A 23,911-nucleotide genomic window follows, 5' to 3' on the forward strand; every position below is an offset into this window, starting at 1 on the left:
TCCAGCCTAAATAATCATGTTTACGAAGATCATACTTCCTTTGGCAATACCACCAGTCAACTCAGCAGTGGTGGCACGTTACAGGTCATTGACCCGGATCACGATCAAGCCGGTTTTATCGCACAAACCATCACTACCGCCGAAGGTGGTCGGTTCAATATCAACGCACAGGGCCAATGGTCATACGATATTGACAATGATAAAGTCCAACATTTAGGCGCAGGGGAAAGCTTCCAGCAAACCTTTACCGTTGAATCTATCGATGGCAGTGCTAAAAAAGATATCACAGTGACCGTTCACGGCACCAATGATGCGCCCGTCGCATCAGCTGAAGTACGTTTAGCGAATGGCTTAGAAGATAATAAAATTGTCCTCACCTCAGCACAGCTACTGGCCAATTCTAGCGATGTTGACGACAACGATATTGGCAAATTATCCATTGAAAACCTACAGGCTGACCACGGTGCTATTGTATTAAATGCCGATGGTACCTTCACGTTTACCCCAGATAAAGACTATAACGGCCAAGTGCATTTTAGCTATGATGTTAAAGATGCTCACGGTGGTGTGACCCACACTGGCGCATCAACGACGCTCTCGGCAGCTGGCGATGCTGCGATCTTCACCGGAGATAAAAGCGGTCAAATTACAGAAGATCGCCATGTACAAGGTGATGCTCAACATACGATATTTGTCACTGGCGTGTTGAATGTTATCGATCCTGATGCCAGTGAAGATCATTTTTACGCCACTCGTAATGCCCATGCGGTCAGTGATCCCTATGGCGGTCATCTGACCATTGGAAAAGCCGGTGATTGGGCTTATTCGGTTCCCAATGCCAATATTCAGCACTTAGCGGCAGGGCAAGTCGAGCAGGTTCAATATGAAGTAACGACCGCTGGTGGTGATAAACAAATTATTACCATCAATGTGCATGGCACTAATGATAAACCAACAGTTTCTGAAGTTATCGCAGGTGCACATAACATTGATGAAGATGCTGCAAATGCGACCTCTGGGCAAATTATTATCAGCGATGTTGATCATAGCGATCAACATTCTGTCAGTATTGATAGCCAACATCAGCCACAGTATGGTTCTGTTACCTATAATAGCAATACACAAACTTGGGTCTACACACTTAATAACAGCAATAGCCATGTTAATGCTTTAAATAATGGTGAACAATTGACCGATAAGTTTTCTCTATTAGTCGATGATGGACACGGGGGCATTACAACTCAAGAAGTTGAAATGCGCATTGATGGACACAGCGATGTTCCACCAATGCCAACCCTAGTTGCCCCTGCAAAAATTACCGGCAGTGCAGGCAATCAGGACCTGCATGCCTCAATCGGAATTCCTCCAATTATTCACCAAGGAACGCCTACGCCAATGACAGGCTGGGGAATATCAGATCACCACGGACACTCTCTCACTGCATTACACGGTCAATTTGGTACTTTGCATGTCAATCCTGCAACCGGAGAGTTGAGTTACGATTACCAACAAACTTCATCAGGCGTCGTTAAGACACATACAGGAGGCTCTTACGGTAGTGGTACAGACGAAACCGACTCGTTTGTTTTAACCCTAGGAGGCGATCAAAACTCACAAGTCGCGGTGCACCTACATTTGCACTCGCAATCCGTCCATGGAAACAGCGGACATCACATTGACCAAACCACACTAACTGGCATGGATTTATCGCCAATCGCTCCATCACCTCCTCCAGCACCCGGCATGAGCCAAGCGGATGAACCGGATGCCTCTTTCAGCACCCCTGATGAAGTTACTCTTAATTTTGATGAGGTGACGGCAAACCTAGAACATACAGCGATAGGCGAACACGAACAGCGTTCTGGTGCCCATGCTTACCTAGACGCTCTGGGTATTAATGCTGACTCGCCGTCTATAGATTCACCGTCACACAATGTACCAGTAGCGCATGATATCGATATCATTTTCAGTGATGCCGAGAGTGCTTATGGGGCTGAGCAAACTGACGATGGTATGAGTGATGGGCTGTCTCACCATACCGATAACCCATCTATTGATGATTCTTTACACCATCATAATGACGTTGACGGACTGCCTGACATAGACCCAAATAACTAGAACATCACCCCTTCGGTTAGATAAAAAAAGGAGCACGGCATGTGCTCCTTTTTTATGCAAGCCAGAGTGGAGGACTTTACCTCTCTCCAAACGCCACGCTAACATTGGTATAAATCGGTTTCCATAAGTATTGGAACACCGACTTCTCGCCAGTTGTGATGTCTACTTCACCCGTCATACCCGGCAGTATGGAAAAGCTTTCAGGGTTATCACGGAAGTAAGGCGTATCAACCGACACTACAACTTCATAATAGATCTCGCCACGTTCGCTTTGACTTGTGGTCGGTGAAATACTCTCTACCGCCCCTTTTAAAGCCCCAAAGCGGCTGTAATCAAACGCATCAATCTTGACTCGAGTGGGCTGCCCAACACTCACAAAACCAATATCTCTTGGGGACAAACGTGCTTTGAAGTCAGCGTTCCCTCCGACAGGCACAATTTCAACTACCGTGCCACCCGGCTGAATAACACCACCATCCTGCGTGCTTGGTATGCTTTGCACCAAGCCTTGTAGCGGTGACACTAACATAGTGTTCGTCAATTTAGCTTGGCTTGAACGAACTCTAGCATTCAATGCTGATAAGTCAGATACGGCTTTAGAACGATCATCGCTCACTTTAGCTTTCGCTTCCGCCAGAAGCTGTATGATTTTTTGGTCATTACTGTCAGCTTGTCTAATCAATACCGACTTCTTACCACGAGCTTCTTCGATTTTCTGTTCGATACTGGCCAATTTTTGTCGCATTTCAAGCACACGTAAACGTGAAATGTTACCCGCTTTATAACCCTTCTCCAGTATGTTCAACTCTTGCTTAGTCGCATTTAACTCTTTCTCATAACTCGGCAAGGCCTTTTCTACGCTACGAAGCTGCTCTGCAATTTGCTCGCTCTCTTTCTCAAGCACCACACGCTTTTGGAAGTAGAGGGCTTTTTGCGCGTTCAGCTGAGCTTTTTGCTGGCTGACGATCTCTGGGTAATCGACCTCAAACTCAGCAAGGTTAGGCTCACGTTGCTCAAGCAACGCATTCATACGTTCCACACTGGCTAGAAGCGTCACTTGTTGGGACTTTAGCTCTTCAAGGGCGGTACGCTGGAAAGTGGCATCAAACTCAACAAGCGGCTGGCCTTTCTCTACCAACTGGCCTTCTTTAACAAGAATTTGCTTTAACTTACCGCCAATCGCACTTTGTAATACTTGCTTCTCGCCTTCCGGAATCACAGCACCTTTGGCTTTGGCGATTTCATCAACTTGAGTGACTACAGACCAAGTGGCAAAAGCAATAACACATAAGGCAACCGACCATGTGGCCAGCGCCAATGTACGAGCCGTATTTTGTGATTCAACAAGCTCACCGTAGCGCTTGCCCTTCTCGATAGATTGTTTAGTCATTAGCGACTCCTTGCTTAGACTCTGATTGTTCTTGTTGGGCTGCATTTTGTTGAGCAGACGCCTCTTGAGTTGACGGCTGTAGCTCTTGAGATAACGGTTGCTCAGATAACTGCGGTTCTTGAGAAGCTTGAGGCTCTGAAGGCTGTTCCTGCTTCGAAGACTGCTCCGGCTCTAATGGACCGGCATAAACCACTGCACCTTCATTTAATACCACCACTTTATCGGCAAGCTTGATTAAATCCGGATCGTGGGACGTGTAAATCACCGTTGCTTTTCCTTTTTTCGACTGCACAAACTCACCAAATATACGTTTAGCATTTGGGTGAGCATCAGGCACAGGATTATCCATTAAGAACATTGGGTAGTCATAAACCAGCGCTTTTGCATCAATTAGGATCTGCGCGACGCTGCCAGACAACATGTCAAAAAGGCTGTCCGGCTGAATACTGCTGATGGAAGTATCGAGCCCACCTGATAATGTCTCGAACCAACGCTTTCCGCCGACCATTTCAATTGCAGAGATCATTTTCTGATCTTCGACTTTGTGACCGTCGTTTAGCCACTCTCGAATACTCAGCGTAAGCAAATCAGGATATGCGGCTCGAATGAAACACCAGTGGCGATAAAGCTGCGGGTCGTATTGAACGAGGTTAACGCCTTCAAGCTCGACCATGCCATTTTGGATAGGCTGCAAGCCAGACAGCACTTCAATTAATGTTGATTTACCGCTCCCAGAAGGGCCGGTAATCGCGACAACTTCACCGGCTTCAATATCAAAACTCACACCATTCAAAGCGGGGCGACTCTGTTTGGGATAGCGCAGCGTCACTTGGTCTAATTTCAAGTTAGGCGCTACCACAGGTAACGGGTGATGCTGGTAACTGAATTCACGCTCAGACGGCTGAGACAAAATACGGTTCACTTGCAGCTTGGATTGATTAAAGCTATTAAAACGCATCGCACTGTTTGCCAACACCTGAGCAGGACCCGTCACCTTAGATATCAACATCATTGAAGCAATCAAACCACCAGGGGTCATCACTTGTTCAAAAATAAGTCCTATGCCTAACCCCATCACGGCGAGTGTCGAGCCCACACCAATGAAATAGTAAATCGAGGTGTACCGACTCTGGAGAACCGATTGATTAAAGGTCACTGTTGAAGCAAGAAGATTGGCTTTTTTGAAACGTTGAATCCAGTGCTCTGAGAATCCAGCACTGCGAATAAAGGCAAGCTTGGATGACAGCTCATTAGTCATGTTTTGACGATTCGTACCTGCGACTGTCGATTGCATCGAGCGCTTGCTGCTAGAGCGTATCGAGCGTTTTGCTAGCAAGTAATAAAGGATTAAAGAAACGACTGGAACCAGTACCAACCATCCGCCTAAAACTCCTATCGCTAGTACAAAAATTAGAATGAATGGCAGATCAAACAGCGCATTTCCTAATGGCCCCGATAGCACACCTGAAATACGCTCTGACAACATCACTTGGTTTTGCTGACTAGAAGAAGCTGTTTGCTGATTTTGAGCATAGCTATTACGAAGCAGACGCTGCACGAGGGATTGAGAAATCTCACGACTTACTCGGTTCGAAACTGAAGCAAACACGCGGCTACGTAATGTTCTCAACCAACCCATCATCACAAACAACAACGCCGCGCCAATGGCGATACCTTGCAACTCATGCCCTGCATCACCACCAATCACATGGTCATAAATCGACATCGTGATGAAAGGAACGGCAAGCGCAAATAAGTTAGTGATAAAGCTGACTAGCAGCAATTTAGGAATAATGGGGCGAAACGCATGTAGTCGTTCGCCAACCCAATCAGGAGAAGCCTTCTCTAGTGGTGGACCTTCGATAACAATACAAAACTGAGGGACATCGGTAATGTCGTCATTGGCATTAAAGGCAACAAATTGCTTGGATTCCAAATGACCAGAGACCAGCTCATGTTCACCAAGTACCAGTAAGACCAATTTATGTTCACCAACTTCATCTAGGTTGGCAACCAAGCGATAAGGCAGTGCAAGCCTGTCGAACAAGGCAAACATATCGTCGATTGATTCAATGCCATTTTCATCGACCCATTGATGTGCGAACAACTGGATATTAGCATTAACTTCCAACAGCTTAAGAACGGAAAGGCTCTCGGTTTCTAAATGATTCATCACCTCTTGTCGACCGCTGGTATCTGCACGGTTGTTCGTACCTGAAGGGTTACCAATATCTAAACGATTCATACGACGGCCTCCTGATTGCTCTCGCTGTCGACCGTAATAGCTCGACTTTCCACTGTAATGATTCGATTAGCAAATTCGCGAAGCTTCGAATGGTAGCTCACCATCAGTATCGTGCGTCCTGCCGTTACTTCTTCTTCCAACACCTTAGCTAGATTCCCAAGGGCGTCTAAATCAAGTGAAGAATCCGGCCTTTCCAACATGATTATGGGTTTATCACTTGCCAATTGAGCCGCGATATTGAGCATTTTCACGTTACCCATACTCAACAAAGAAGCACTCGTATGGCCAATTTGTGTCTCTAGTCCATCGGGTAATCGAGTAATCTCTTTGGTTAAACCCAAACGCTTTGCATAGTCACTGGCGCTTTGCGTTTTCTCAGGGTCAAACCCGCACAAGTTGTCGAGAATAGTACCCGACACCAACAGCCCTTTAACGCCACAGTAGGCAGCAATATTGGTTACGGATGCGATTGAAACTGCAGCTCCGTTAATGAAGCACTCACCCGCTTTTAGATCATCAATACCTGCAATCGACGACAATAAATGACTGTTGGTGTGGCGATCCTCACTCTCTAACAAAACCAACTCACCTTTATTCAGTGTGACATCTGCATGAGAGAGTTCACCATATCTTTCAACGGTCGCTTGCTTGATTTCCAACGTCTCAAAGTCAGATAAGTGGTTCTCAACTTGCTCAGAATCTGAAGATTCCGATAATGATAAGTCACTCAATTTTTCTATTGCCTGATTGGCACTGTGTATTGAATTAAGCTTGATTCTAACCCCAACCAGAGCACTCAAAGGCGCAACCGCTCTGCCAGATAAGATAGAACATGCCGCCAAGCCACCAGTAGTTAACTGACCATCCAACACCCACAAGCTCCCCGTAATTACGAGTAAAACTGACGTGGCTAATGCGGCAAGCTGAATACATTCTTGGGCAAAGGCGTTCTGTTCTTCTTCTCTCGCTTTAGACTGAGAGCGAACGTTATTGAGGGATTTAAACTGATTGAAGATTCGAGACTCAACAGCCTGACGTTTGATTCCTTGAATGGTTTGGCTCAGTAAAATCAAGAACGCTTTTCGCTCCTGCTCATCTTGGGAAGCTTCTTCACTTAAGCTTTTAACGCGAATAGAAGATAACCAAACGATTCCGAGAGTAATCAGCCAAACTGCCAAAGGTATCGCCACCAGCTCACCGCCGATGTAAGCCACCAAGCCCAAGAAGATCAAGGCAAAAGGCAAATCAATAAAGCCTGCAATCACACCACCGGAATACCAATCTTTGACTTTGGATACAGAACCAAGCCCCTCTTCCACGCCGCCAACACCAATGTGGCGGAGATGGCCTGATGAAGCCGTTGTTACTCTTTCAACCAAAGTTTGATAGGTCGCTTTCTCGGTATTGCTGGCCGCGGCTGACAAAAGCCAAGTACGCACAAACCGGATCAATGCTTCCATGGCAACAGCCAACGCTGCACCCGCCAACAACAAAGTGGCAGTACCGTAACTTTGGTTAGGTAAAATACGATCGTAAATTTGCAAAACCGTTAACGGAACGGCGAGAGAGAGAAGATTTATGAGTAAAGAAGGCAGTAAGACTTTCCCCACCACCCCTTTGTTTTTCATTGAACTTGCGGGCATACACAATCCTTATCCATGCTTATGAAATAAGATTGGTACACCATGTTGAGTATTGCAAGGTAACGGACTGATTTAACGTGTTTTTCAATATAAATATGACACAGATCTTTCTACACAAATCTGTGGCTATACCCGTACCTTAAAAACGCTCGTTACAAGTGCTCCTTACAAACAATTGTCGTAATCCGTTATCGCCTGCTTTAACTTTGAAAAGTCTGAGTTACATAAATACGGTTTCAGCGCTTCAAATTTATCTGAGGGCCACTCGTATATTTTGAATGACATGAGTTCGTCAATAACGGACTCATCAAAGCGGTATTTGACGACTTTAGCTGGAGAACCACCGACAATGCTGTATGGAGCGACGTCTTTAGTCACCACACTATTCGCTGCAACCACAGCGCCTTCGCCAATCGTCACACCGGGCATCACCATCGCTCTCATGCCTAACCACACCCCATCTTCAATGTGAGTGTCACCTTTGCCAATGTAGGCATCGTCGATTACATCCATAAATGGATACAGCGAAAACCAATCAACTCTGTGGGTATGGTTTCCACCCATTAAAATCACAACCTCTGCGCCAATGCAGACATAATCGCCGATATGGAGTTCGTCGATTTCCCATCGAGGCTCCCACTGGCGGCTGACGTCGTCGCCATGTAAATAACGGACGACAGATTGCTCGAACCCATTATCCCAGCAATCGCTGTAATAACTGTGTTGACCTTTTACGTGAATATTGGGGTTGGTTACGACTTCATGCAGCAACTCGAATTTGGACCAATGCTTCTTTTGCATTTTTACCTCTGAATGATCTATTAAGTTTTATTCGTTAACTATCAAAATGTTCGACGATGCAAATCCAAGGTGCACAAACTAACGCCCTATAAACACAGGGTTCACTGGGATGAATAGTGAGTATCACGCTTAAATCATAGCAATATCGCTAAAACTAAAGAGACGTCAGTGGATTCGAGGTTGCTTAAGAAGAGGAAGTAGTTTCAAAGTTTGCTCAGTTTTTATCGATAACTTGGTTGGATAATTTACAGGCGTAGTGTAACTGTTTAGTCGCGCCAATTTGACAGGAAGATGTGATTAATAAGGTTTCAAATTTCGTTTCGTGGAATACGGAATGAACAAGAGCCTGCGCGATTACACAGGCTCAAACTTAGACTCAGCTATAAACTTCGGAGCTCGCTTGGAGCTGGGCTCAGCGACTACATGCGTGCAAGCTGTACTTTTCTGTCTTTATTCACCACGCAGAAGTTACCGCGCTTAGTACGACACTTAGAGCATCGTTCGCATTCAACAGGGCTTCTATCCCCTTCCTTCCAACGCTTCACTAAATGGGGTTCAGAAAGCAGCGGTCTTGAAAGCGCGAAGTACTCAATGCCCGTGTTGTTTGCAATCGCTTCGATAGCATCAAAATCCGTTAGACCACCAACCGTGATCACTGGGATATTAACGTCTTGGCTAATCGCGTGACCATACTCATGGAAGTAGCCTTCAGCTTGAATGGTAAAACCATCGTGCGACTCGCCAATCATAGTGTCTGCTTTGCCATGAATATTGCCTGACACGACAATGCCATCCACACCCACTTGTTCAAGCTTTTTACAGACAATACGTGTTTCCTCAAAGGTGACGCCACCTTCAAAAAACTCGGATGCCGTGAGCTTAACCAAGATAGGGAAATCATCACCCACCAGCTTACGTGTCGCGGTATAGATCTCTAACAAAAATCTCATGCGGTTTTCTAAGCTACCGCCGTATTCATCTTCACGTTGGTTGTAATAAGGGCTTAGAAATTGGTTAATCAGGTAAGTGTGAGCGGCATGAATTTCAACGCCATCAAAGCCTGACTTCTGTGCTCTCAAAGACGCTTGAGCAAACGCATCAACAATGTAGTCGATCTCGTCTTTGGTCATCGCTTTGCCTAGAGTTTGAGTTCCTTTTTCTGGAACCTCACTTGGTGCGTAGATTACTCGCTCGCCAAGGTCATGCGTGGTTTTGGTGCCACCATAAGCCAACTGCATCACGATTTTAGAGTCGTTGTCGTGCACCAGTTGAGTCAGCTTTTGATACTCTTCAATGAATGAGTCGTTATACATACCCATCATGCCTGCATTCGGCTTTTCTTCTTCAACAATGTTCGCGTAGCCCGTCACGATCAGGCCGACTTCACCTTGAGCCAACTCTTCATAGATAGCGTACAGTTTATCTGTCATATGCCCATCTTCGGTGGCCATATTTTCCCACGTTGCACTTCTCATGAAGCGATTCTTTAGTGTCATCTTGCCAATGTGGGTTTCTGTAAACAAAGTGCTCAAGTGTCTTCCTCTCAAAATCGTGTTACGCAAGTTACCCATTAAGCATGGGCACTGATTCAGGCGGATACTACAGAGAATAAGGCAGCGAAAACTTAATCTAGATTAAGAGAGCGGCACTCTCATGTGAGAAAGATATAGAAAGCATCAAAAAGAGATAAAAAAGATTGGAGAAATGGTAACAAAAGAAAGTCGCTAAGTTTTAATAAGCGACTTTGTTCAATTTAATCTGGACTAAGTCAATGGTTCTTACGAGAGGTGTCCACCTGCGAATTTCTGCCTGCTAACAGTTATTTGAACTCATAGGTGTAAGACGCGCCAACACTGTTATTTTCACCGAAATCGTCCTCAGCAAAAATAGTGAAGAAGTTGAATGATTGAGCATCACTCAACTTGTAGCTCGCGCCGACGCCAGCCCAATACCCTGAATAATCATCAGACCCCATCGAACCACCACCGAAGCCCATGATAGACCATTCATCCGTAATCGTTTTTAAGCCAAACGCACCAATGTAGCCACCGTGTGTTGAACTCGGCATCAACACATAGTCAGAACCAACATTATCGTCATCGAAAACAGCTACTTCGCCGTCATTATAGCTGTAACCAGCCATAGGGAAGATTTGCCAACCGAACGGCTCAATATCGAAATAGCTCAGTGGTATAAATGTGCCAATACTGTAGTTGTTCTTATAAGCATCGTTGTCATATTCAGAACGGCTAAAGTTGAAATTCACGATACCCATAGGCAACAGCCATGAACCGCCTAATCGCCACTCTTCACCGTCCGCATTGACACGAGCATTGATCATTCGCGCTTCATCTAAACCAATAGAGCCTGAGAACTGCAAATCTTCGTTATAAGCAACGCCAGCTTTTGTCACGATTTTAGTCGGATCATCAGGGTGCTTCTCTTCAGCAAAAGCACCCGTTGAAAATAAAGACACTAAAGTAATGATTAGTAGATTACGTAATGTCATTAGAAGGTCGCGCTAACACCAACAAAGTGGATACGGCCATCGAACGAACCATTCAACAGATTAACTTGACCAAATCGACCATATCGATCCATCTCAACTGAACCCAAATCAGCGTATTCATAGAACACATCAATTAAGATGTCGTCCCAGTAGGTAGATGCGCCAACTGAGTAGCGGTACTGTTCACCCACAGGAAGGTCAACCCATTGCATTGACGGATCGTCTTGCGGAGAAGTTTCGTAAGAGAAGCCAGCTTTCAAACGCCAGTCTGAATTCAATTGATAATCCGCACCTACCGCAAATTTCCAAACGTCATCCCAGTCACGCTCAATCGGAACACCATTAATTGGACTTCCTGCTATTCCAAAATCAAGAACGGTTGTATCCCATTCACTCCAACGATGGAACTGAATACTAGCAAGCAGGTCAAGTTGAGAGTTCAAAGCATAGCTCGCACTGACATCGATGATTTCAGGTAAAGCAATATCAGTTGATAATGAATTCAATACGCCTTGGTTAATAACGCCATTTACATCATTGTTAAACTTATGCTCTAGCTTAGAACGGTAACTTGCGCCCAGCTTAAGTTTATCTGTCGGTGTGTACATTACGCCAAGGTTATAGCCGTATGCCCAGTCAGTATCTTGCTTCGCAGTAAGCATTGACGTTGTTTGTTGGAATGCAGCCCAACTGAATTGCACACCCGCGCCTACTGACCATTGGTCATTCAGCTTATAACTCAGTGATGGGTTCACTTGCATTGCAGTAAGAGTGATATCTTCTAGAAGTGCAGCACCCGCCCAATCACTGCCGTAATCAAGGCTAGAGCCGCCAACAGCGCCAAGCGCGATACCAAGGTGTAATTTGTCTGTGACTTGATGAGCGTGGAAGGCACCAAATGACGGCATTACGGAATGAGCTTTACCATCTGGATTACCACCGTTATCTTGATACTTCATTTCAAGATCGAATGCCATGGTGTTGATGGTCGTTTTGCTTTCGCCCATGTGAGACATAGTGGCAGGGTTTGTCCACATCGCCGCTGCAGATCGAGTGTAAACACCATCACCAGCGCCAGTAGTACCAGCGTTGGCAACGACAGCTTCTTGCAAAAACAGGCCACTTGCGAATGCATTTAAGCTCGTAAAAATTGCAGTGGCAGCTAGAGAGTAAGTAAAAGTTTTGTTCATCAGAGCGCTCATTTAGCCTTAGACATTAAATTGCTCTAAGGTTACCGCAAAGCTCAATAAACAAAGGGAATATCCATTATTCCTGTACAAGCGCTATTTAAACTTTCTGGCGACGTAAGGGCGTGGTTTGTCTCGATGAATTTCACGTTGAGCAGCAATCGCCCTGTTCTTACCTAACCCAACCTTTATCTGATACCAAGTTTCGCAGAATACAGCCATGCCCGGGCTTGACCACCAAGTCTTGTTGTAGAGCTTCTTGTTAGCAGCGACGACATCTGGCGACCGATTCGCACACTCAAGTGCCAACGCATAGGCTTCAGCGTAAGGATCTTCGGCAATCTTGGTCACCAACCCATATTCTTTAGCGGTTTCACAGTCGATCACTTTGGCCGTCATCGCCATTTCAAGGGTGTGATCTTTACGCATCAGCTCTCTAAAAGCGATAGCGCCTCCCATGTCTGGAATCAGACCCCACTTTGCTTCCAATATAGAGAAGTTCGCATCCGGGCTAGCAATTCTAAAATCACCCCCACTGACCAATTGCAGGCCGCCTCCCCAACAACGACCATGAATCGCAAAAATGACAGGGCATGGAATATCTCGCCAACCCAATGAAAAGCGTTGTGCAGCGTTAGGCAATGTCGGTAGCCATTTAAACAAGAGCTTCATCGCCCCAGATTTACTGGTTAATAGGGACTTAACATCAAGCCCTGAACAAAAATCAGAACCCTCACCTTTTACTATTACGGCACGAATCTCGGTGTTCTTTTTCAGCTGAGTCACCATGTTATTCACGCCTTGAAACATTGCCATATCAATAGCATTGAGCTTATCGGGTCGATTCAACACAACCGTCGCAATTTGGTTTTCATCGATAGAACAAGTAATACGATCGAGGTTTGGCATGGTGGCTACCTTATCAGTGGTCAGACCTTTAGGTTATACATTTTATTAACATATGCCAAACTTGCACATTAAGAAGCGAGACCTGTGTTGCTTAACGTCTTTCCCTTTACACAAACGACATCAACAAAAAAGCAGTGATGGATCGCTCCATTCACTGCTTTTCATCCGTAGCTTTTATCGCCAATGGCTTTGATTGCCAGTAGCTTTGATTAGCAATGGCTTTCGGTCATGAGCAAAACCTATGTTCTTCGAGATTTCAGTAGCAAGAAGATGAAGTAGCTACCACCAATAATTGAAACTAACGTCCCTGCTGCAAGCTGCGCTGGGAACACCACCACTTGCCCTAGCCAATCGGCGAATAGCATCAATGCTGCACCAATTAAAAACGACAAGATGATCTGCTCTCGAACCAAACGAGCCCCCACCATTGCAGCGATATGCGGAGCTAACAAGCCGACAAACGCGACAGGCCCCATGGTTGTTGTCACGACCGAGCATAAGATCGCAACAATACACAACAGTGCCACGTATGCGATATTGATATTCAACCCTCTGGCACTCGCGAACTGTCGTCCAGTCGCAATTAAGGTCACCCAACGGCTCAGTAACAGAGCAACACCAATACAAGCCGTTATCACTACTGCCATTATAGTGGCTGATTCAGGCTCCACACGGTAAGTAGAGCCGGCTAACCAAGCCAATAATGTGTATTTCCCCTCACCCACTCGCGTTAAAGAGAATTGCACCAAAGCTTCCAAGACTGCGGTTAATGAAATACCTGTAAGAATCAAGATCGATGGCGCAAACTGATGCTTCTTGCCAAGGAATAGCAATAAACACAGTGCAATCGCACTGCCTAAGAAAGCAATCCAAGGGCTCAATGAGTGAATCGAATATCCCATAAACAAGCTGCTGAAAATCAAAGCTAGAACCGCACCTGCCGACACACCAAGAATGTCTGGGCTTGCGAGCGGGTTGTAGACCAGTCTTTGTAAAATCACACCAGCCACCGCCAAACCGCCACCAGCGAATATCGCGGTTAACATTCTCGGCCAACGAATAGACCATTCAAATGCGTCTGGGATAACAAAGTAGCTCATATCAGAAGAAGGCTGTGACAATGTACTCAACGCCAACAACCCGAAGATCATCGAGCCCAACAAGAAGTAAGCCAAAGATGAAATAGACTTCGGACCTTTAGGCATTGAGAAAAACAACTGATCTTGAGCAGACATTTGCTTTCTCGCAATAATGATCAACGCAGGAGCACCAATCACTGCGGTTGCCGTCCCTGTTGGAATCATGTCCAAAGACCATTGCGCCAAGAAGATCGCCAAGCTGTCGGTGACACAAAGTAATAGCGCACCTAATACACAACTCGCGATGAGTTCAGATTTAGCCTTTAGAAAACCTAGATGCCTAGCGATGTTCGGAGCAATCAAGCCGATAAAGCTGATCACGCCCACTGAGGTAATCGACACTGAAACCAACCAAACGCCGATTGCCATTAGCACAAAGAAGGTCGTGCCAATATTGAGCCCGCGCGCCGCAGCCCCTTCAGTGCCGATGGAAAGCAAAGTCAGAACTCGCGGAGCTAAGAAGAATATGGCAAAAATCGGCAACAGCTTAGGCATCAACCAAAGCACTTGTTCCCAGCCATTTTGCCCTAGGTCGCCCGCTCCCCATACAAACAGATTTTGTGCGTACTGATCGTTGAGCAGAATAATCGCCGTTGCAAATGCCCCTAATAACAAGTTGACCGCCATACCCGCCAATACAATTGGCAAGCCGCTCATGTTTTTGATTCCGACAATCGAAACAATCAGCCCCATCGCAAGCAGCGCACCGACCAAAGCAAACCAAACTGAATACTGAGCGACCAACATCGGCGCCACCACATTCAGAATAACCAGACCAAGCCATGCACCTGACGATGTACCTAAGGTTAACGGGGACATCATGCGATTCTGTGTCAGTTGTTGAAACAAGCTGCCGATGGTGCCAAGTGTTGCGCCAACCAAGATCGCCATCACCAAGCGAGGTAAGTTGACATAGGCTAACGCCATCAACTCAAATGAATCATCAACCATTGAGTTGAATGTCGCGATGTCACTGATCTGTGAGACTTGCTGAAGCAACTCACCAATAGGACCAAATTCCGACTGCCCTAACCATAAATGAACAAGGGCAGCACAAAGCAGCGCAGCCCCCATCATAAAACCACTGGATTTCATTACTGCTCCGCTAGCGTCAACAACGATTGCGCCATGGCTTCTGCGTTATACAAGATCGACATAGCACCGCCGTAGCTCCAACTTGCCGCTACTGGGCTAAATTGACCATTGCGAACAAAGGGCATGCTCTTCCAAACCGGAGAACGGTTTAGCTTGTCTTGATATGGGAAAGGTTCAAAGTAAAGCACAATGCCGTTCTTCACGTTCTTAAGCTCGGTCATGCGTTTTTGACTGATGCCCCACTGACTTGCAGGAAGATCCATCGCATTGTCAAAGCCAAGCTGCTCAAGTGCGTATTGTGGAATCGAGTTATCGCCATAAATGAACACCGATGTAGTACTCGCAAAACGGAAAGAAGTGACTTTCGGTTTGTCGCCCGGATACGCTTTATCTAACTCAGCTTTTAGAACAGCGATACGCTCATCCATTGCGGCCAGCTTTTGGTTCGCTTGTTCTTCTTTACCAAGCAACTGGCCGATCTTCTTGAAATTCTCAATAGCAGCCGCTGCATTGCTGTGTTGTTCGCTGTACGTTTGGTAGTAAAGCACGGGCGCAATTTCAGAAAGTCGTTCCTGAAGATCTTTCTGAGGAGAAGCGATAAGAATCACATCAGGGTTTAGCTTTTTAAGCGCCGAAAAGTTAGGTTCAGTTCGAGTGCCAATATCCGCCACGCCTTCTGGAATCGCAGGCTGAACAACCCAATCGGTATAACCTGCAATATCAGGTACCGCTACTGGTGTAACACCGAGTTCAATCACTTGTTCGGCTATGTCCCAGTTCAGCGCAGCCACTCTAACAGGCTGAGCTTCAAGGGTTTTAACACCCTCACTGTCTTCAACTTGAAAGTTGGCCATCGCTTGAGCTGATAACAACAAGCTCAATGAGACAATGAACGAACTCACTTTAGGAAAACGAGAAGTAAAATAGTTGGCTTTCATATAATCACTGTCACTTTTTAATTGTTTATTTAACGACAAAAGCAGCCTACACAGGCTGCTTAGATTTATGTATTCAAATGAATTAGAACTCGTAGTTCACGCTGAGTTCTACTGACTGCTCTGCACCGAACCAACAGTTCGATTGGTCGTAGCAGGTGTAGTACTCTTCATTAAACAGGTTGTTAACCAGCAAGTTAGCCGTTGCACCTGACAGAGTTTCACTTGCTTCCCCTAGGTCATAACCTACGGATAAATCGACAACCGTATATGATGGTACTTTTCCTTGAGTATTCGTTGCATCCATCTCCATTTCACCCATGTAACGAGCACCTGCACTGAAGCGAGTTCCCGACAAAGCACCACCATAGACATAGTAATTGCTCCATAGATTAGCGGCATGTGTCGGTACATAGATTGGTGTCGTTCCTTCAAGGTCAGGGTTTGCATCTTCCGTTACTTCCATATCGACGTATGTATAGCTCGCGTTCACATCCCAATCTTCCGTTACAAACCATCTGCCTTCGACTTCGACACCTTGAGAACGCACTTCGCCTAACTGAATCTTAGAGCGATACGTTGGATCCGATGGATCGGCAGCAATTGAATCTTTCTTAGTAATGTAAAAGTATGATGCTGTAAGTTGCTGTGCCATATCAGCAGACAGGTATTTCACACCTAGTTCGACTTGCTCACCCAGCTGAGGTTTTAAAGAGTTACCGTTAATATCGGTACCAGCAGCTGGTTCAAAACTCGTCGCGTAACTTACAAATGGAGAGATGCCATTATCTAACTCATACAAAGCACCTACGCGGTAAGAGAACTGATTGTGATCCGCTTTTTCTGTGCCATCGCTTGTTGGATAAATGCTCGTTTTTTCGTCACTCGCTTTGAACATGTCGTAACGTCCACCAGCAAGTAAAACCAGCGCGTCGTAGCGAACTTGATCTTGGAAATACAAGCCCAGTTGCTCGGTCGTGATGTCATGTGATTCACGATAATTCTCTTGTAGCTGACTCTTATCAAGCAAGTCATTATTTGGGTTGTATGCGTTAAATCCGTAGAAACCAGCGTTCGCGGTGAACTCTTGATACAAAGAGTCGCCCGTCAGTTTTAGGTAATCGAGACCAAACAATAAGTTATGCTCTAGCCCAGCAACCTCGACGCGACCTGATACTTGGTTGTCGATAACAAAGCTTTGAGAGTCTTCATCCGTGCTATACACATTTCGAATTAAGCTACCAGTTGCGGCGTTAAAATTCGTACCGCGATGGTAGGTGTTTTCTTGATATAGCGACGCATCGGAATAACGAGCGTTCTGAAGGAAAGTCCAGTTGTCATTGATTTGGTGGTTAATTTTGTAACCTAACATCAAGACTTCACGTTCAAAAGTACTCCAGTTCTTGTCGCCCATCGACACAGATGGATCACTTGCCTTCAATACTTCGAGCGGCATTGCAGAGTTAGTACCCATTGACGGATCATTCTGATAGTAAAGATTGAAGTTAATAAGTGTTCGATCAGATACCTGCCAATCTAGCGATGGAGCAATCACATAACGCTCTTCTTCAGCGTTATCAACTTGGCTGTCTTGTTTACGAGCGAGTGCAACTAAACGATATGAAAAGTCACTGTCACCTAACTGACCTGAAGTATCAATTGACGCTTCCATCAAGTTTCTTGAGCCTGTAGATACACCCACTTTTGTCGACCCGTCTTCTTGCGGTGCCTTCGCGATCATGTTGACCATACCACCCGGCGGCATCGATCCATACAACACAGACGTAGGGCCTTTAAACACCTCAACTTGCTGAATCGCAATAGGGTCGATCTGAGGTTGCAGGTTCCATCCAGTCAGGAACGGCAGAATCAAGCCATCGTAGTAACTCTGATTGTTACTAAACCCACGAATCGAGAACGTATCGTACATGGTTACTGATGCGCCCTTTTGCTCAGTCACAACACCCGGCGCGTATCTAAGCGCTTGGTTAAGAGACTTTACACCTCGTTGCTCTAACTGTTCTTCATCAATGACTGTAATACCTTGAGGTGTTTCTTCCGGCTCAAGTGCCGATTTTGTGGCTGTATTACGATAGGCTTTACCCATAATAGTGACAGTTTCTATATTCGAATCTGCCGCAGTAACGGTTTCTTCCGCCAATGCTTGCGCTGAAAACGCAGTCAGCAACGCTACTGCCAATGATGAATACTTAAAACGAGTGTGAGTGGTCATAATTCCCTCGGTACCAATGCTTAATATAAATAATAATAAATCTCATTTGCATTGTATGTATCTAGAGGTGGGATAATTAACAATTTGGTGCAAATTCAAAAAGAACTTGACCTATTTTTAGTCGAAAACGGTCAATTGATGATTAAAAAGACAATTGACCCTATTGATAGGAAGGCTTTGCTAGAAGAGAGTGAGCGGGAATATGACTACGATTTAATAATAGGAACCCAGTACTCCATTTCAGCGTCAGAGGCATGTGCTTGATAGGCAAACGGGTACACTTCAAGCTCATATCCATCGACGCCACGATAACCTGAACTTGGCATCCAATTCAGCACAAACCAACTCAAGGTGTGTCGTAAATTCTCAATTGGACCACAGTGCTTCACTACAGCATAAGTTTGCTTAGGAACCGTCAGTACCTCTAATCTTTCAGAGATAATACTCGGTAATTGCGGGATTGAAATTCCTTCCTGAAGTTCTACCCCTGCCCAATAGTGAATATTAGTCCCGTCAAAGCAAGACTGAGTCAGGTCAACCACGCCAATGAACTGGAGCACGTTGTCGTCAGGGATCTCAACTTCACCTTCTAAACGTGACCATAGCTGAGGGACTTTCTGAGCGAAGTCTTGCGTGAGTGAAAACAGACCACTGATTTCTGATGTCATGCCTTTCACTAGGAAAGACTCTCTTTCATCAATGCGCACTTCCACAAAGCTTAACGCCCCTTTTTCAGAAGTACTCGCTGTTTCAGATACTTGTATCGGCTTTCTTAGCCCGACTCTTTTACCTGCTTTTCTATACTGACTTGGGCTAGACCCAAACATCTGCTTAAACGAGCGGCTAAAGCTTATTTCTGAATTGAACCCGAGCCCAAGAGCAATATCTATCACGCGATCTTTTCCATCAAGCAGGTGTTCTGCAGCTTGGCTTAACTTTAGCTCTCTCACATAGTTAGCCACAGTAAGCCCTGTTTCGGCTTGAAACACTCTCTGAAGCTGCCAACGAGACCAACAGCTTTGTGTCGCAATATCTTCTAACGATAGCGAGGAGCTAAGGTTCGAATGGATATAGGTTAAAACGCGACTGATACGACCAAATGCAGGTGTGTTCATATTTAAGCTTTCATATTCTCTATAGTTGACAGCGACATATTCGATTCACCAATACTTTTATCATTTAAAACGGCTTTTATCACTCAAAAAAAGAAGCGCTCATGTGTGTTCTATAAAATGACCAAAAGATAGAGGCACCGAGTAGATGCTCCATTTTGTATGGTTATCCTCGATTATGTCCGTTATGATAACGCTACTGATTCTCATTTAATGGTTTATGATGCTTTCCCAGCTGCACAATATTATCACTCGTCGGAGAGCCCCGTCTCTACATCAGAAAATCTTCGCTCACTCAAAACAAGTGACACCTTATTTAAGTGGAAGCTTTGGTGTTCTGCATAGCAAGAGCATTGCAATAACGAATGATGATAGCCATAAAGAAATCAAACGAGTTTACGATGGCCTTGCGCAGAGCCACCCTGAAGCAGGCAAAGCCTATTGGTTAACCCGAACGTGGGATCTGGTTTGCTGGCAACCAATCTACGTGACCTTTATATCTATCTACGGCCTTCACTCACTGCCTGATATTAAGAACATCGGCCAGTTTAGGTACAAAGAATTTGTCACAGGCTACCGTTTCTTTAATGGTGATCATCAACACGGTTCACCAGAAGAACTGATTCCACAAGCAGGCGAAGCTATTCTTGCACTCACAGAGTTTTATCGTAGCCAGATTAGTGAGTGGACACGTATTCGTCCGGGGTTTACCAATCATCTACTTGCTGATCTATTATTAGGCAGCTTGATAAAACTACAGCAGCACGAACCGAGCCTAACCAACGATTATATCACTGAACAAGCTAAGCTTTGGTTAGAAGCATGCCAGTTACCTGAAAATCATTTAAACAGCCTTAAAATAGACGCTGATTCGGGGATGCTAAAACTGATCAGAATCAGCTGCTGCTTAGTTTATAAGTGCGACTCTAGAAAGTATTGCGACGATTGCCCAAGACATCCCGACAACAAAAAAACAGCTCAATAACACCCTCTATTTTTAAAAGCCAATAAAGCTCGTTTAATTTCACTGAAGCGCTTTATTGGTCTAGGCACAGGACTGACATGTTTCAGCTTTCAAACATCAAAATTGTTCGTGATGAACGAACGATTCTCTCAATCGAAGACCTCTCGATTCCGACCAACGAACTGACCGTCGTTCTTGGCCATAATGGTTCGGGTAAATCTACACTCGTTAATTTACTCTCAGGGCAGATGTCACCAGATCATGGCAGCGTGGAACTAGACGGCGCTTCCCTCTCTTCATTCAAAAGCAAAGACTTAGCCAAGCAGATTGCTTATTTACCGCAAAAACTCCCCGCTTCTGCTGGCTTAACTGTCGAAGAGCTGGTTCGTTTAGGGCGTTTCCCATGGAGAGGCGCACTAGGCCGTTGGAATTCAGAAGATAAGTCGATCATCCAGCAAGCAATGGAAAGAACCGGTGTTACTGAATTCTCACAAGCATTAGCGGATGACTTATCTGGTGGTGAACGTCAACGAGCGTGGGTCTCTATGTTACTAGCTCAACAGTCACCGGTATTGATCCTTGATGAACCGACTTCTGCACTGGATGTTCATCATCAATTTCAGCTAATGGGCTTACTGTCTGAACTCAACAAAAAAGAAGATGTTGGGGTGATCGTTATTTTACACGATTTGAACCTAGCGCTTCGTTACGCGACGCATATTGTCGCCCTGAAAAAAGGTCAGATTGCGTTCGAAGGCAGCGCGGATAAGTTACTCGATGAAGAGGCTTTGTCAGCACTGTATGAGTCCCCTATCCGACTGATCGATCATCCAGCGCCAGCCAATACTGCAGCAAGTGAGAAGGTTGCAGTCGTCTGTGAATAGTTCGGGCATTTCAGTCTAAGCTCTAAGCTCTAAGCTCTAAGCTCTAAGCTCTAAGCTCTAAGCTCTAAGCATAATAAAGGCCATTGAAATCATAAACTTCAATGGCCTTTTCGTTTTTCACTCACTAGCTAGCTAAATAATTAAATAACTAGCTAAGCTGGGACTCTCTCGCTTCTTGACTACTGAAACCACGTAAAATATTAAACAGGGTAATCAGTGTGAACAACATGATGACAAGCGATAGATGCCACGCTTCTCCTAGTCCTAACTGAACCAGCCCCATGCTCACCATTGAAGACACCACCATCTGCCCTCCGCCAGACATCGCAGCAGCCGCGCCAGCGTTCTTCTTATAAGGCGACATCACCAACGCCTGAGCACAAGGTAACGCTATACCATTGCCAAGAATCATCAAGAACTGGCCAAGCATTAAATAAAGTGGCTCAAGTGGACAAAAGAAAAGCCACAACGCCGCAGCCACATGTAATACAGGTGTGCATAACAGAGTTTTCTTGTTGCCCAGCATAGGGCGAATACGGTTACATAAGCTTGTTCCGCCGAGCATGCCTAATGCAGGAATCACCGCCCACATCGCGTATTCATCTGACGTCATGCCAATCTGATTTTGCATGATAAATGGCATCACTGATACGGTGGTGATCATCAAGCTAAAGTTAAGCCAGCCAATACTCGCAAAGCTCATAAAATAACGAGAAGTGAGTAGCTCTTTGTATTGAGAAATCATTTTCTTCGGTGAAGGGATAGCCGAAACCTTAGTGACGGTTTCCTTAAACTTGAACGCCAATACCACCCAAGCCAATGAGACATAGCCAAGTAGTGAGATAAACACCATACTCCAGCCAAAGTGGAAGTTAATAAACCCACCGATAACAGGCGCGATCAAAGGTGTTATAGAGGCAACCATCGCAATATAAGACATAGCCAAAGGCAAGTCTGCGCCGTTGAATCTATCGCGCGTCGAGGCACGAGCAAGTACAGCGCAACAGCCGGTTCCTAGGCCTTGTAGAAATCGCCCCATCACCATATTGGTAAACGAGTGGCTGAAGAAAATGATCATCAATAGTCCCAGCATGGCGATTAATAATCCGCTCAGCAGCACTTTCTTGCGCCCAAGAGCATCGGAAATAGGGCCATAAATAAACTGGGAAGGCCCAAAACCTAATAGGTACACGCTTACCAATAGCTGGGCTTGCTCTAGTGATACATCGAAGTCTTTGGCGATCCAAGGTAGTGATGGAAACACCAGTCCCATACTGAGCTGACCGATACTGATGACCAAGCACGCAAGTAAGATCGATTTAAAATCAAATCCACGACTCATCGTTTAATAGGTCCGTTCGAAGAAAAATCGTGCGTATCTAACTCACAACATAAAAACAGAGAAAATAGCGAAAATGCTGCTGGTGAGTTGTTCATAATGCTCCGACAGGATCAAATAGAGAAAGGCAGAGTAAACATACGTGAGCTTGTATAATCATACAATAGGCGTTCAACTAAATATGTGAATAGTCACTTTTCAGCAACCTCGGCTTTCCGCCTATCGGCCACAAGCGCTAGACTAACACTAGATGCTCATAATCAAGGGACTTCAATGAACACTCATCACCGTATTTTTTCATGTGCTTTGGCGCTGCTTGCCTCAGGTCCTGTAACGTCAGCCTTTGCTTGGCAGGCAGAGAAGATCACCGACGGACTCGTGATCCCTTGGGGACTGGCTTATGTCAACGATAAGTCCATGCTAGTCACAGAAAAATCAGGCGTCATTAAACATGTCGATTTAAAAACTGGCGATCAACACACACTCTTCAGGCTGCCCAATGTATGGGCGAAAGGCCAAGGTGGATTATTAGATATCGCACTTTCCCCTTTTGAAAACGGAAAGTTCTACGTCACTTACAGTAAAGACATCGATGATGAAGGCGTAACAACACTGGCTTCTGCTAATTACAGCAATAATGAAGTCATCAATTGGACAGACGTGTTTGTATCTAAATCTAGAACGGACACCGGACGTCACTTTGGTAGCCGTATCACCTTTGATGATAGCCACCTGTATTTTTCAATCGGCGACCGTGGTGATCGAGACAACGGCCAAGACACCATGACTCACGCCGGATCAATATTACGACTGAATGCCGATGGAAGCACACCAAGCGATAACCCATTCACGGATAACAACAAAGTGCTCAATGAAATTTGGAGCTTTGGCCATCGTAATCCACAAGGTCTGTATTACGATTTCCCGACTCAAAAGCTTTGGTCGATTGAACACGGCCCTCGCGGTGGTGATGAAATTAACCTAATAAAAGCGGGTGCCAACTATGGGTGGCCTGTCACCTCACACGGAAAAGAGTATTGGGGCCCTATCAGCGTTGGCGAATCGGAAACCAAAGATGGTATTGAAGCGCCAAAAAAAGTCTATGTTCCTTCAATCGCTCCGGGCAGTTTGCTTGTTTACCAAGGAGACAAATACCCAGAGCTGAAAGGCAAACTGCTGGCTGGCGCACTAAAACTTACTCACATCAATATTGTGACAGTCAATGAACAAGGTGAGGCAATCGAGGAAGAACGCATTTTAGAGGACTTGGGCGAAAGGGTAAGAGACATCGAAACTTCACCAAACGGAGACATCTTCTTCAGCACTGATAATGGCAACCTGTACCGCTTGAAAAAGTAGCCGAGACCTCGTTCAAGTAAAGGCACTTACCTTACAACGACATTTATAA

17 protein-coding genes are annotated in these 23,911 nt (G+C 45.4%); 4 read left to right on the forward strand and 13 right to left on the reverse strand.

Going from position 1 to position 23,911, the window contains the following annotated elements; translation table 11 throughout:
- Nucleotides 1-2,118 (forward strand): VCBS domain-containing protein (locus AB6E51_RS20195; RefSeq protein ID WP_372140078.1); only part of this gene is annotated, 2,118 nt, incomplete at its 5' end.
- A 76-nt stretch (nucleotides 2,119-2,194) separates the two neighbouring features.
- Here the strand turns inward: AB6E51_RS20195 and AB6E51_RS20200 are convergent.
- From AB6E51_RS20200 to AB6E51_RS20255, 12 genes are all read right to left on the reverse strand, one after another.
- On the reverse strand, nucleotides 2,195-3,508 hold the full coding sequence (locus AB6E51_RS20200; protein ID WP_017061737.1) for an HlyD family type I secretion periplasmic adaptor subunit: 1,314 nt from the start codon (nucleotides 3,506-3,508) through the stop codon (nucleotides 2,195-2,197).
- Nucleotides 3,501-5,753, reverse strand: a complete 2,253-nt coding sequence (locus AB6E51_RS20205) for an ABC transporter transmembrane domain-containing protein (protein ID WP_372058433.1) — start codon at nucleotides 5,751-5,753, stop codon at nucleotides 3,501-3,503. The genes AB6E51_RS20200 and AB6E51_RS20205 overlap by 8 nt, the downstream gene beginning before the upstream one ends.
- Nucleotides 5,750-7,396, reverse strand: a complete 1,647-nt coding sequence (locus AB6E51_RS20210) for an ABC transporter transmembrane domain-containing protein (RefSeq protein ID WP_372058431.1) — start codon at nucleotides 7,394-7,396, stop codon at nucleotides 5,750-5,752. The genes AB6E51_RS20205 and AB6E51_RS20210 overlap by 4 nt, the downstream gene beginning before the upstream one ends.
- 165 nt (nucleotides 7,397-7,561) lie before the next feature.
- Nucleotides 7,562-8,197: a CatB-related O-acetyltransferase gene (locus AB6E51_RS20215; RefSeq protein ID WP_108152110.1), complete on the reverse strand. Its 636-nt coding sequence runs from the start codon at nucleotides 8,195-8,197 to the stop codon at nucleotides 7,562-7,564.
- A gap of 419 nt (nucleotides 8,198-8,616) precedes the next feature.
- Nucleotides 8,617-9,729, reverse strand: a complete 1,113-nt coding sequence (locus AB6E51_RS20220) for an NADH:flavin oxidoreductase (RefSeq protein ID WP_032546839.1) — start codon at nucleotides 9,727-9,729, stop codon at nucleotides 8,617-8,619.
- A 287-nt stretch (nucleotides 9,730-10,016) separates the two neighbouring features.
- Nucleotides 10,017-10,706, reverse strand: a complete 690-nt coding sequence (locus tag AB6E51_RS20225) for a hypothetical protein (RefSeq protein WP_372058430.1) — start codon at nucleotides 10,704-10,706, stop codon at nucleotides 10,017-10,019.
- Nucleotides 10,706-11,896, reverse strand: coding sequence for an OmpP1/FadL family transporter (locus AB6E51_RS20230; RefSeq protein ID WP_017070530.1), 1,191 nt, complete (start codon nucleotides 11,894-11,896; stop codon nucleotides 10,706-10,708). Before AB6E51_RS20230 ends, AB6E51_RS20225 begins: the two co-directional genes overlap by 1 nt.
- Before the next feature lie 93 nt (nucleotides 11,897-11,989).
- Nucleotides 11,990-12,802, reverse strand: a complete 813-nt coding sequence (locus AB6E51_RS20235; protein WP_017064440.1) for a crotonase/enoyl-CoA hydratase family protein — start codon at nucleotides 12,800-12,802, stop codon at nucleotides 11,990-11,992.
- A gap of 239 nt (nucleotides 12,803-13,041) precedes the next feature.
- Nucleotides 13,042-15,036 carry a Fe(3+)-hydroxamate ABC transporter permease FhuB gene (fhuB, locus tag AB6E51_RS20240; RefSeq protein WP_102428220.1) on the reverse strand — a complete coding sequence of 665 codons (1,995 nt, stop codon included), beginning with the start codon at nucleotides 15,034-15,036 and terminating at the stop codon, nucleotides 13,042-13,044.
- Nucleotides 15,036-15,974 (reverse strand): iron-siderophore ABC transporter substrate-binding protein, encoded by a 939-nt coding sequence (locus tag AB6E51_RS20245; protein ID WP_372058428.1) that lies wholly within the window; start codon nucleotides 15,972-15,974, stop codon nucleotides 15,036-15,038. The genes fhuB and AB6E51_RS20245 overlap by 1 nt, the downstream gene beginning before the upstream one ends.
- Nucleotides 15,975-16,056: 82 nt before the next feature.
- The gene (locus tag AB6E51_RS20250) at nucleotides 16,057-18,204 is read right to left on the reverse strand and encodes a TonB-dependent siderophore receptor (RefSeq protein WP_102333676.1); all 2,148 of its coding nucleotides are present in this window, start codon (nucleotides 18,202-18,204) and stop codon (nucleotides 16,057-16,059) included.
- A 206-nt stretch (nucleotides 18,205-18,410) separates the two neighbouring features.
- On the reverse strand, nucleotides 18,411-19,319 hold the full coding sequence (locus AB6E51_RS20255) for an AraC family transcriptional regulator (protein ID WP_017086415.1): 909 nt from the start codon (nucleotides 19,317-19,319) through the stop codon (nucleotides 18,411-18,413).
- Between the two features lie 220 nt (nucleotides 19,320-19,539).
- Between AB6E51_RS20255 and AB6E51_RS20260 the strand changes: the two genes are divergently transcribed.
- Nucleotides 19,540-20,301 (forward strand): siderophore ferric iron reductase, encoded by a 762-nt coding sequence (locus AB6E51_RS20260; RefSeq protein WP_102333677.1) that lies wholly within the window; start codon nucleotides 19,540-19,542, stop codon nucleotides 20,299-20,301.
- A 77-nt stretch (nucleotides 20,302-20,378) separates the two neighbouring features.
- Entirely contained in the window at nucleotides 20,379-21,164 is a 786-nt protein-coding gene (locus AB6E51_RS20265) for an ABC transporter ATP-binding protein (protein ID WP_372058427.1), read from the forward strand.
- Nucleotides 21,165-21,312: 148 nt separating this feature from the next.
- Here AB6E51_RS20265 and AB6E51_RS20270 read toward each other — a convergent pair whose 3' ends face one another.
- The gene (locus tag AB6E51_RS20270) at nucleotides 21,313-22,506 is read right to left on the reverse strand and encodes a multidrug effflux MFS transporter (protein ID WP_372058426.1); all 1,194 of its coding nucleotides are present in this window, start codon (nucleotides 22,504-22,506) and stop codon (nucleotides 21,313-21,315) included.
- A gap of 270 nt (nucleotides 22,507-22,776) precedes the next feature.
- Between AB6E51_RS20270 and AB6E51_RS20275 the strand changes: the two genes are divergently transcribed.
- Nucleotides 22,777-23,862 (forward strand): PQQ-dependent sugar dehydrogenase, encoded by a 1,086-nt coding sequence (locus AB6E51_RS20275; RefSeq protein WP_372058425.1) that lies wholly within the window; start codon nucleotides 22,777-22,779, stop codon nucleotides 23,860-23,862.
- Nucleotides 23,863-23,911 lie beyond the last annotated feature (49 nt).

Origin of the sequence: Vibrio sp. 10N.247.311.47 (assembly GCF_041467535.1) — a bacterium.
Lineage (GTDB): Bacteria > Pseudomonadota > Gammaproteobacteria > Enterobacterales > Vibrionaceae > Vibrio > Vibrio crassostreae_C.

What these genes read in the sequence shown, in the direction of transcription:
- AB6E51_RS20200 (WP_017061737.1), bottom strand. Translation starts at nt 3,508, where the DNA reads ATGACTAAACAATCTATCGAGAAGGGCAAGCGCTACGGTGAGCTTGTT.
- AB6E51_RS20205 (WP_372058433.1), bottom strand. Translation starts at nt 5,753, where the DNA reads ATGAATCGTTTAGATATTGGTAACCCTTCAGGTACGAACAACCGTGCA.
- AB6E51_RS20210 (WP_372058431.1), bottom strand. Translation starts at nt 7,396, where the DNA reads ATGCCCGCAAGTTCAATGAAAAACAAAGGGGTGGTGGGGAAAGTCTTA.
- AB6E51_RS20215 (WP_108152110.1), bottom strand. Translation starts at nt 8,197, where the DNA reads ATGCAAAAGAAGCATTGGTCCAAATTCGAGTTGCTGCATGAAGTCGTA.
- AB6E51_RS20225 (WP_372058430.1), bottom strand. Translation starts at nt 10,706, where the DNA reads ATGACATTACGTAATCTACTAATCATTACTTTAGTGTCTTTATTTTCA.
- AB6E51_RS20230 (WP_017070530.1), bottom strand. Translation starts at nt 11,896, where the DNA reads ATGAACAAAACTTTTACTTACTCTCTAGCTGCCACTGCAATTTTTACG.
- AB6E51_RS20235 (WP_017064440.1), bottom strand. Translation starts at nt 12,802, where the DNA reads ATGCCAAACCTCGATCGTATTACTTGTTCTATCGATGAAAACCAAATT.
- fhuB (WP_102428220.1), bottom strand. Translation starts at nt 15,036, where the DNA reads ATGAAATCCAGTGGTTTTATGATGGGGGCTGCGCTGCTTTGTGCTGCC.
- AB6E51_RS20245 (WP_372058428.1), bottom strand. Translation starts at nt 15,974, where the DNA reads ATGAAAGCCAACTATTTTACTTCTCGTTTTCCTAAAGTGAGTTCGTTC.
- AB6E51_RS20250 (WP_102333676.1), bottom strand. Translation starts at nt 18,204, where the DNA reads ATGACCACTCACACTCGTTTTAAGTATTCATCATTGGCAGTAGCGTTG.
- AB6E51_RS20255 (WP_017086415.1), bottom strand. Translation starts at nt 19,319, where the DNA reads ATGAACACACCTGCATTTGGTCGTATCAGTCGCGTTTTAACCTATATC.
- AB6E51_RS20260 (WP_102333677.1), top strand. Translation starts at nt 19,540, where the DNA reads ATGCTTTCCCAGCTGCACAATATTATCACTCGTCGGAGAGCCCCGTCT.
- AB6E51_RS20265 (WP_372058427.1), top strand. Translation starts at nt 20,379, where the DNA reads ATGTTTCAGCTTTCAAACATCAAAATTGTTCGTGATGAACGAACGATT.
- AB6E51_RS20270 (WP_372058426.1), bottom strand. Translation starts at nt 22,506, where the DNA reads ATGAGTCGTGGATTTGATTTTAAATCGATCTTACTTGCGTGCTTGGTC.
- AB6E51_RS20275 (WP_372058425.1), top strand. Translation starts at nt 22,777, where the DNA reads ATGAACACTCATCACCGTATTTTTTCATGTGCTTTGGCGCTGCTTGCC.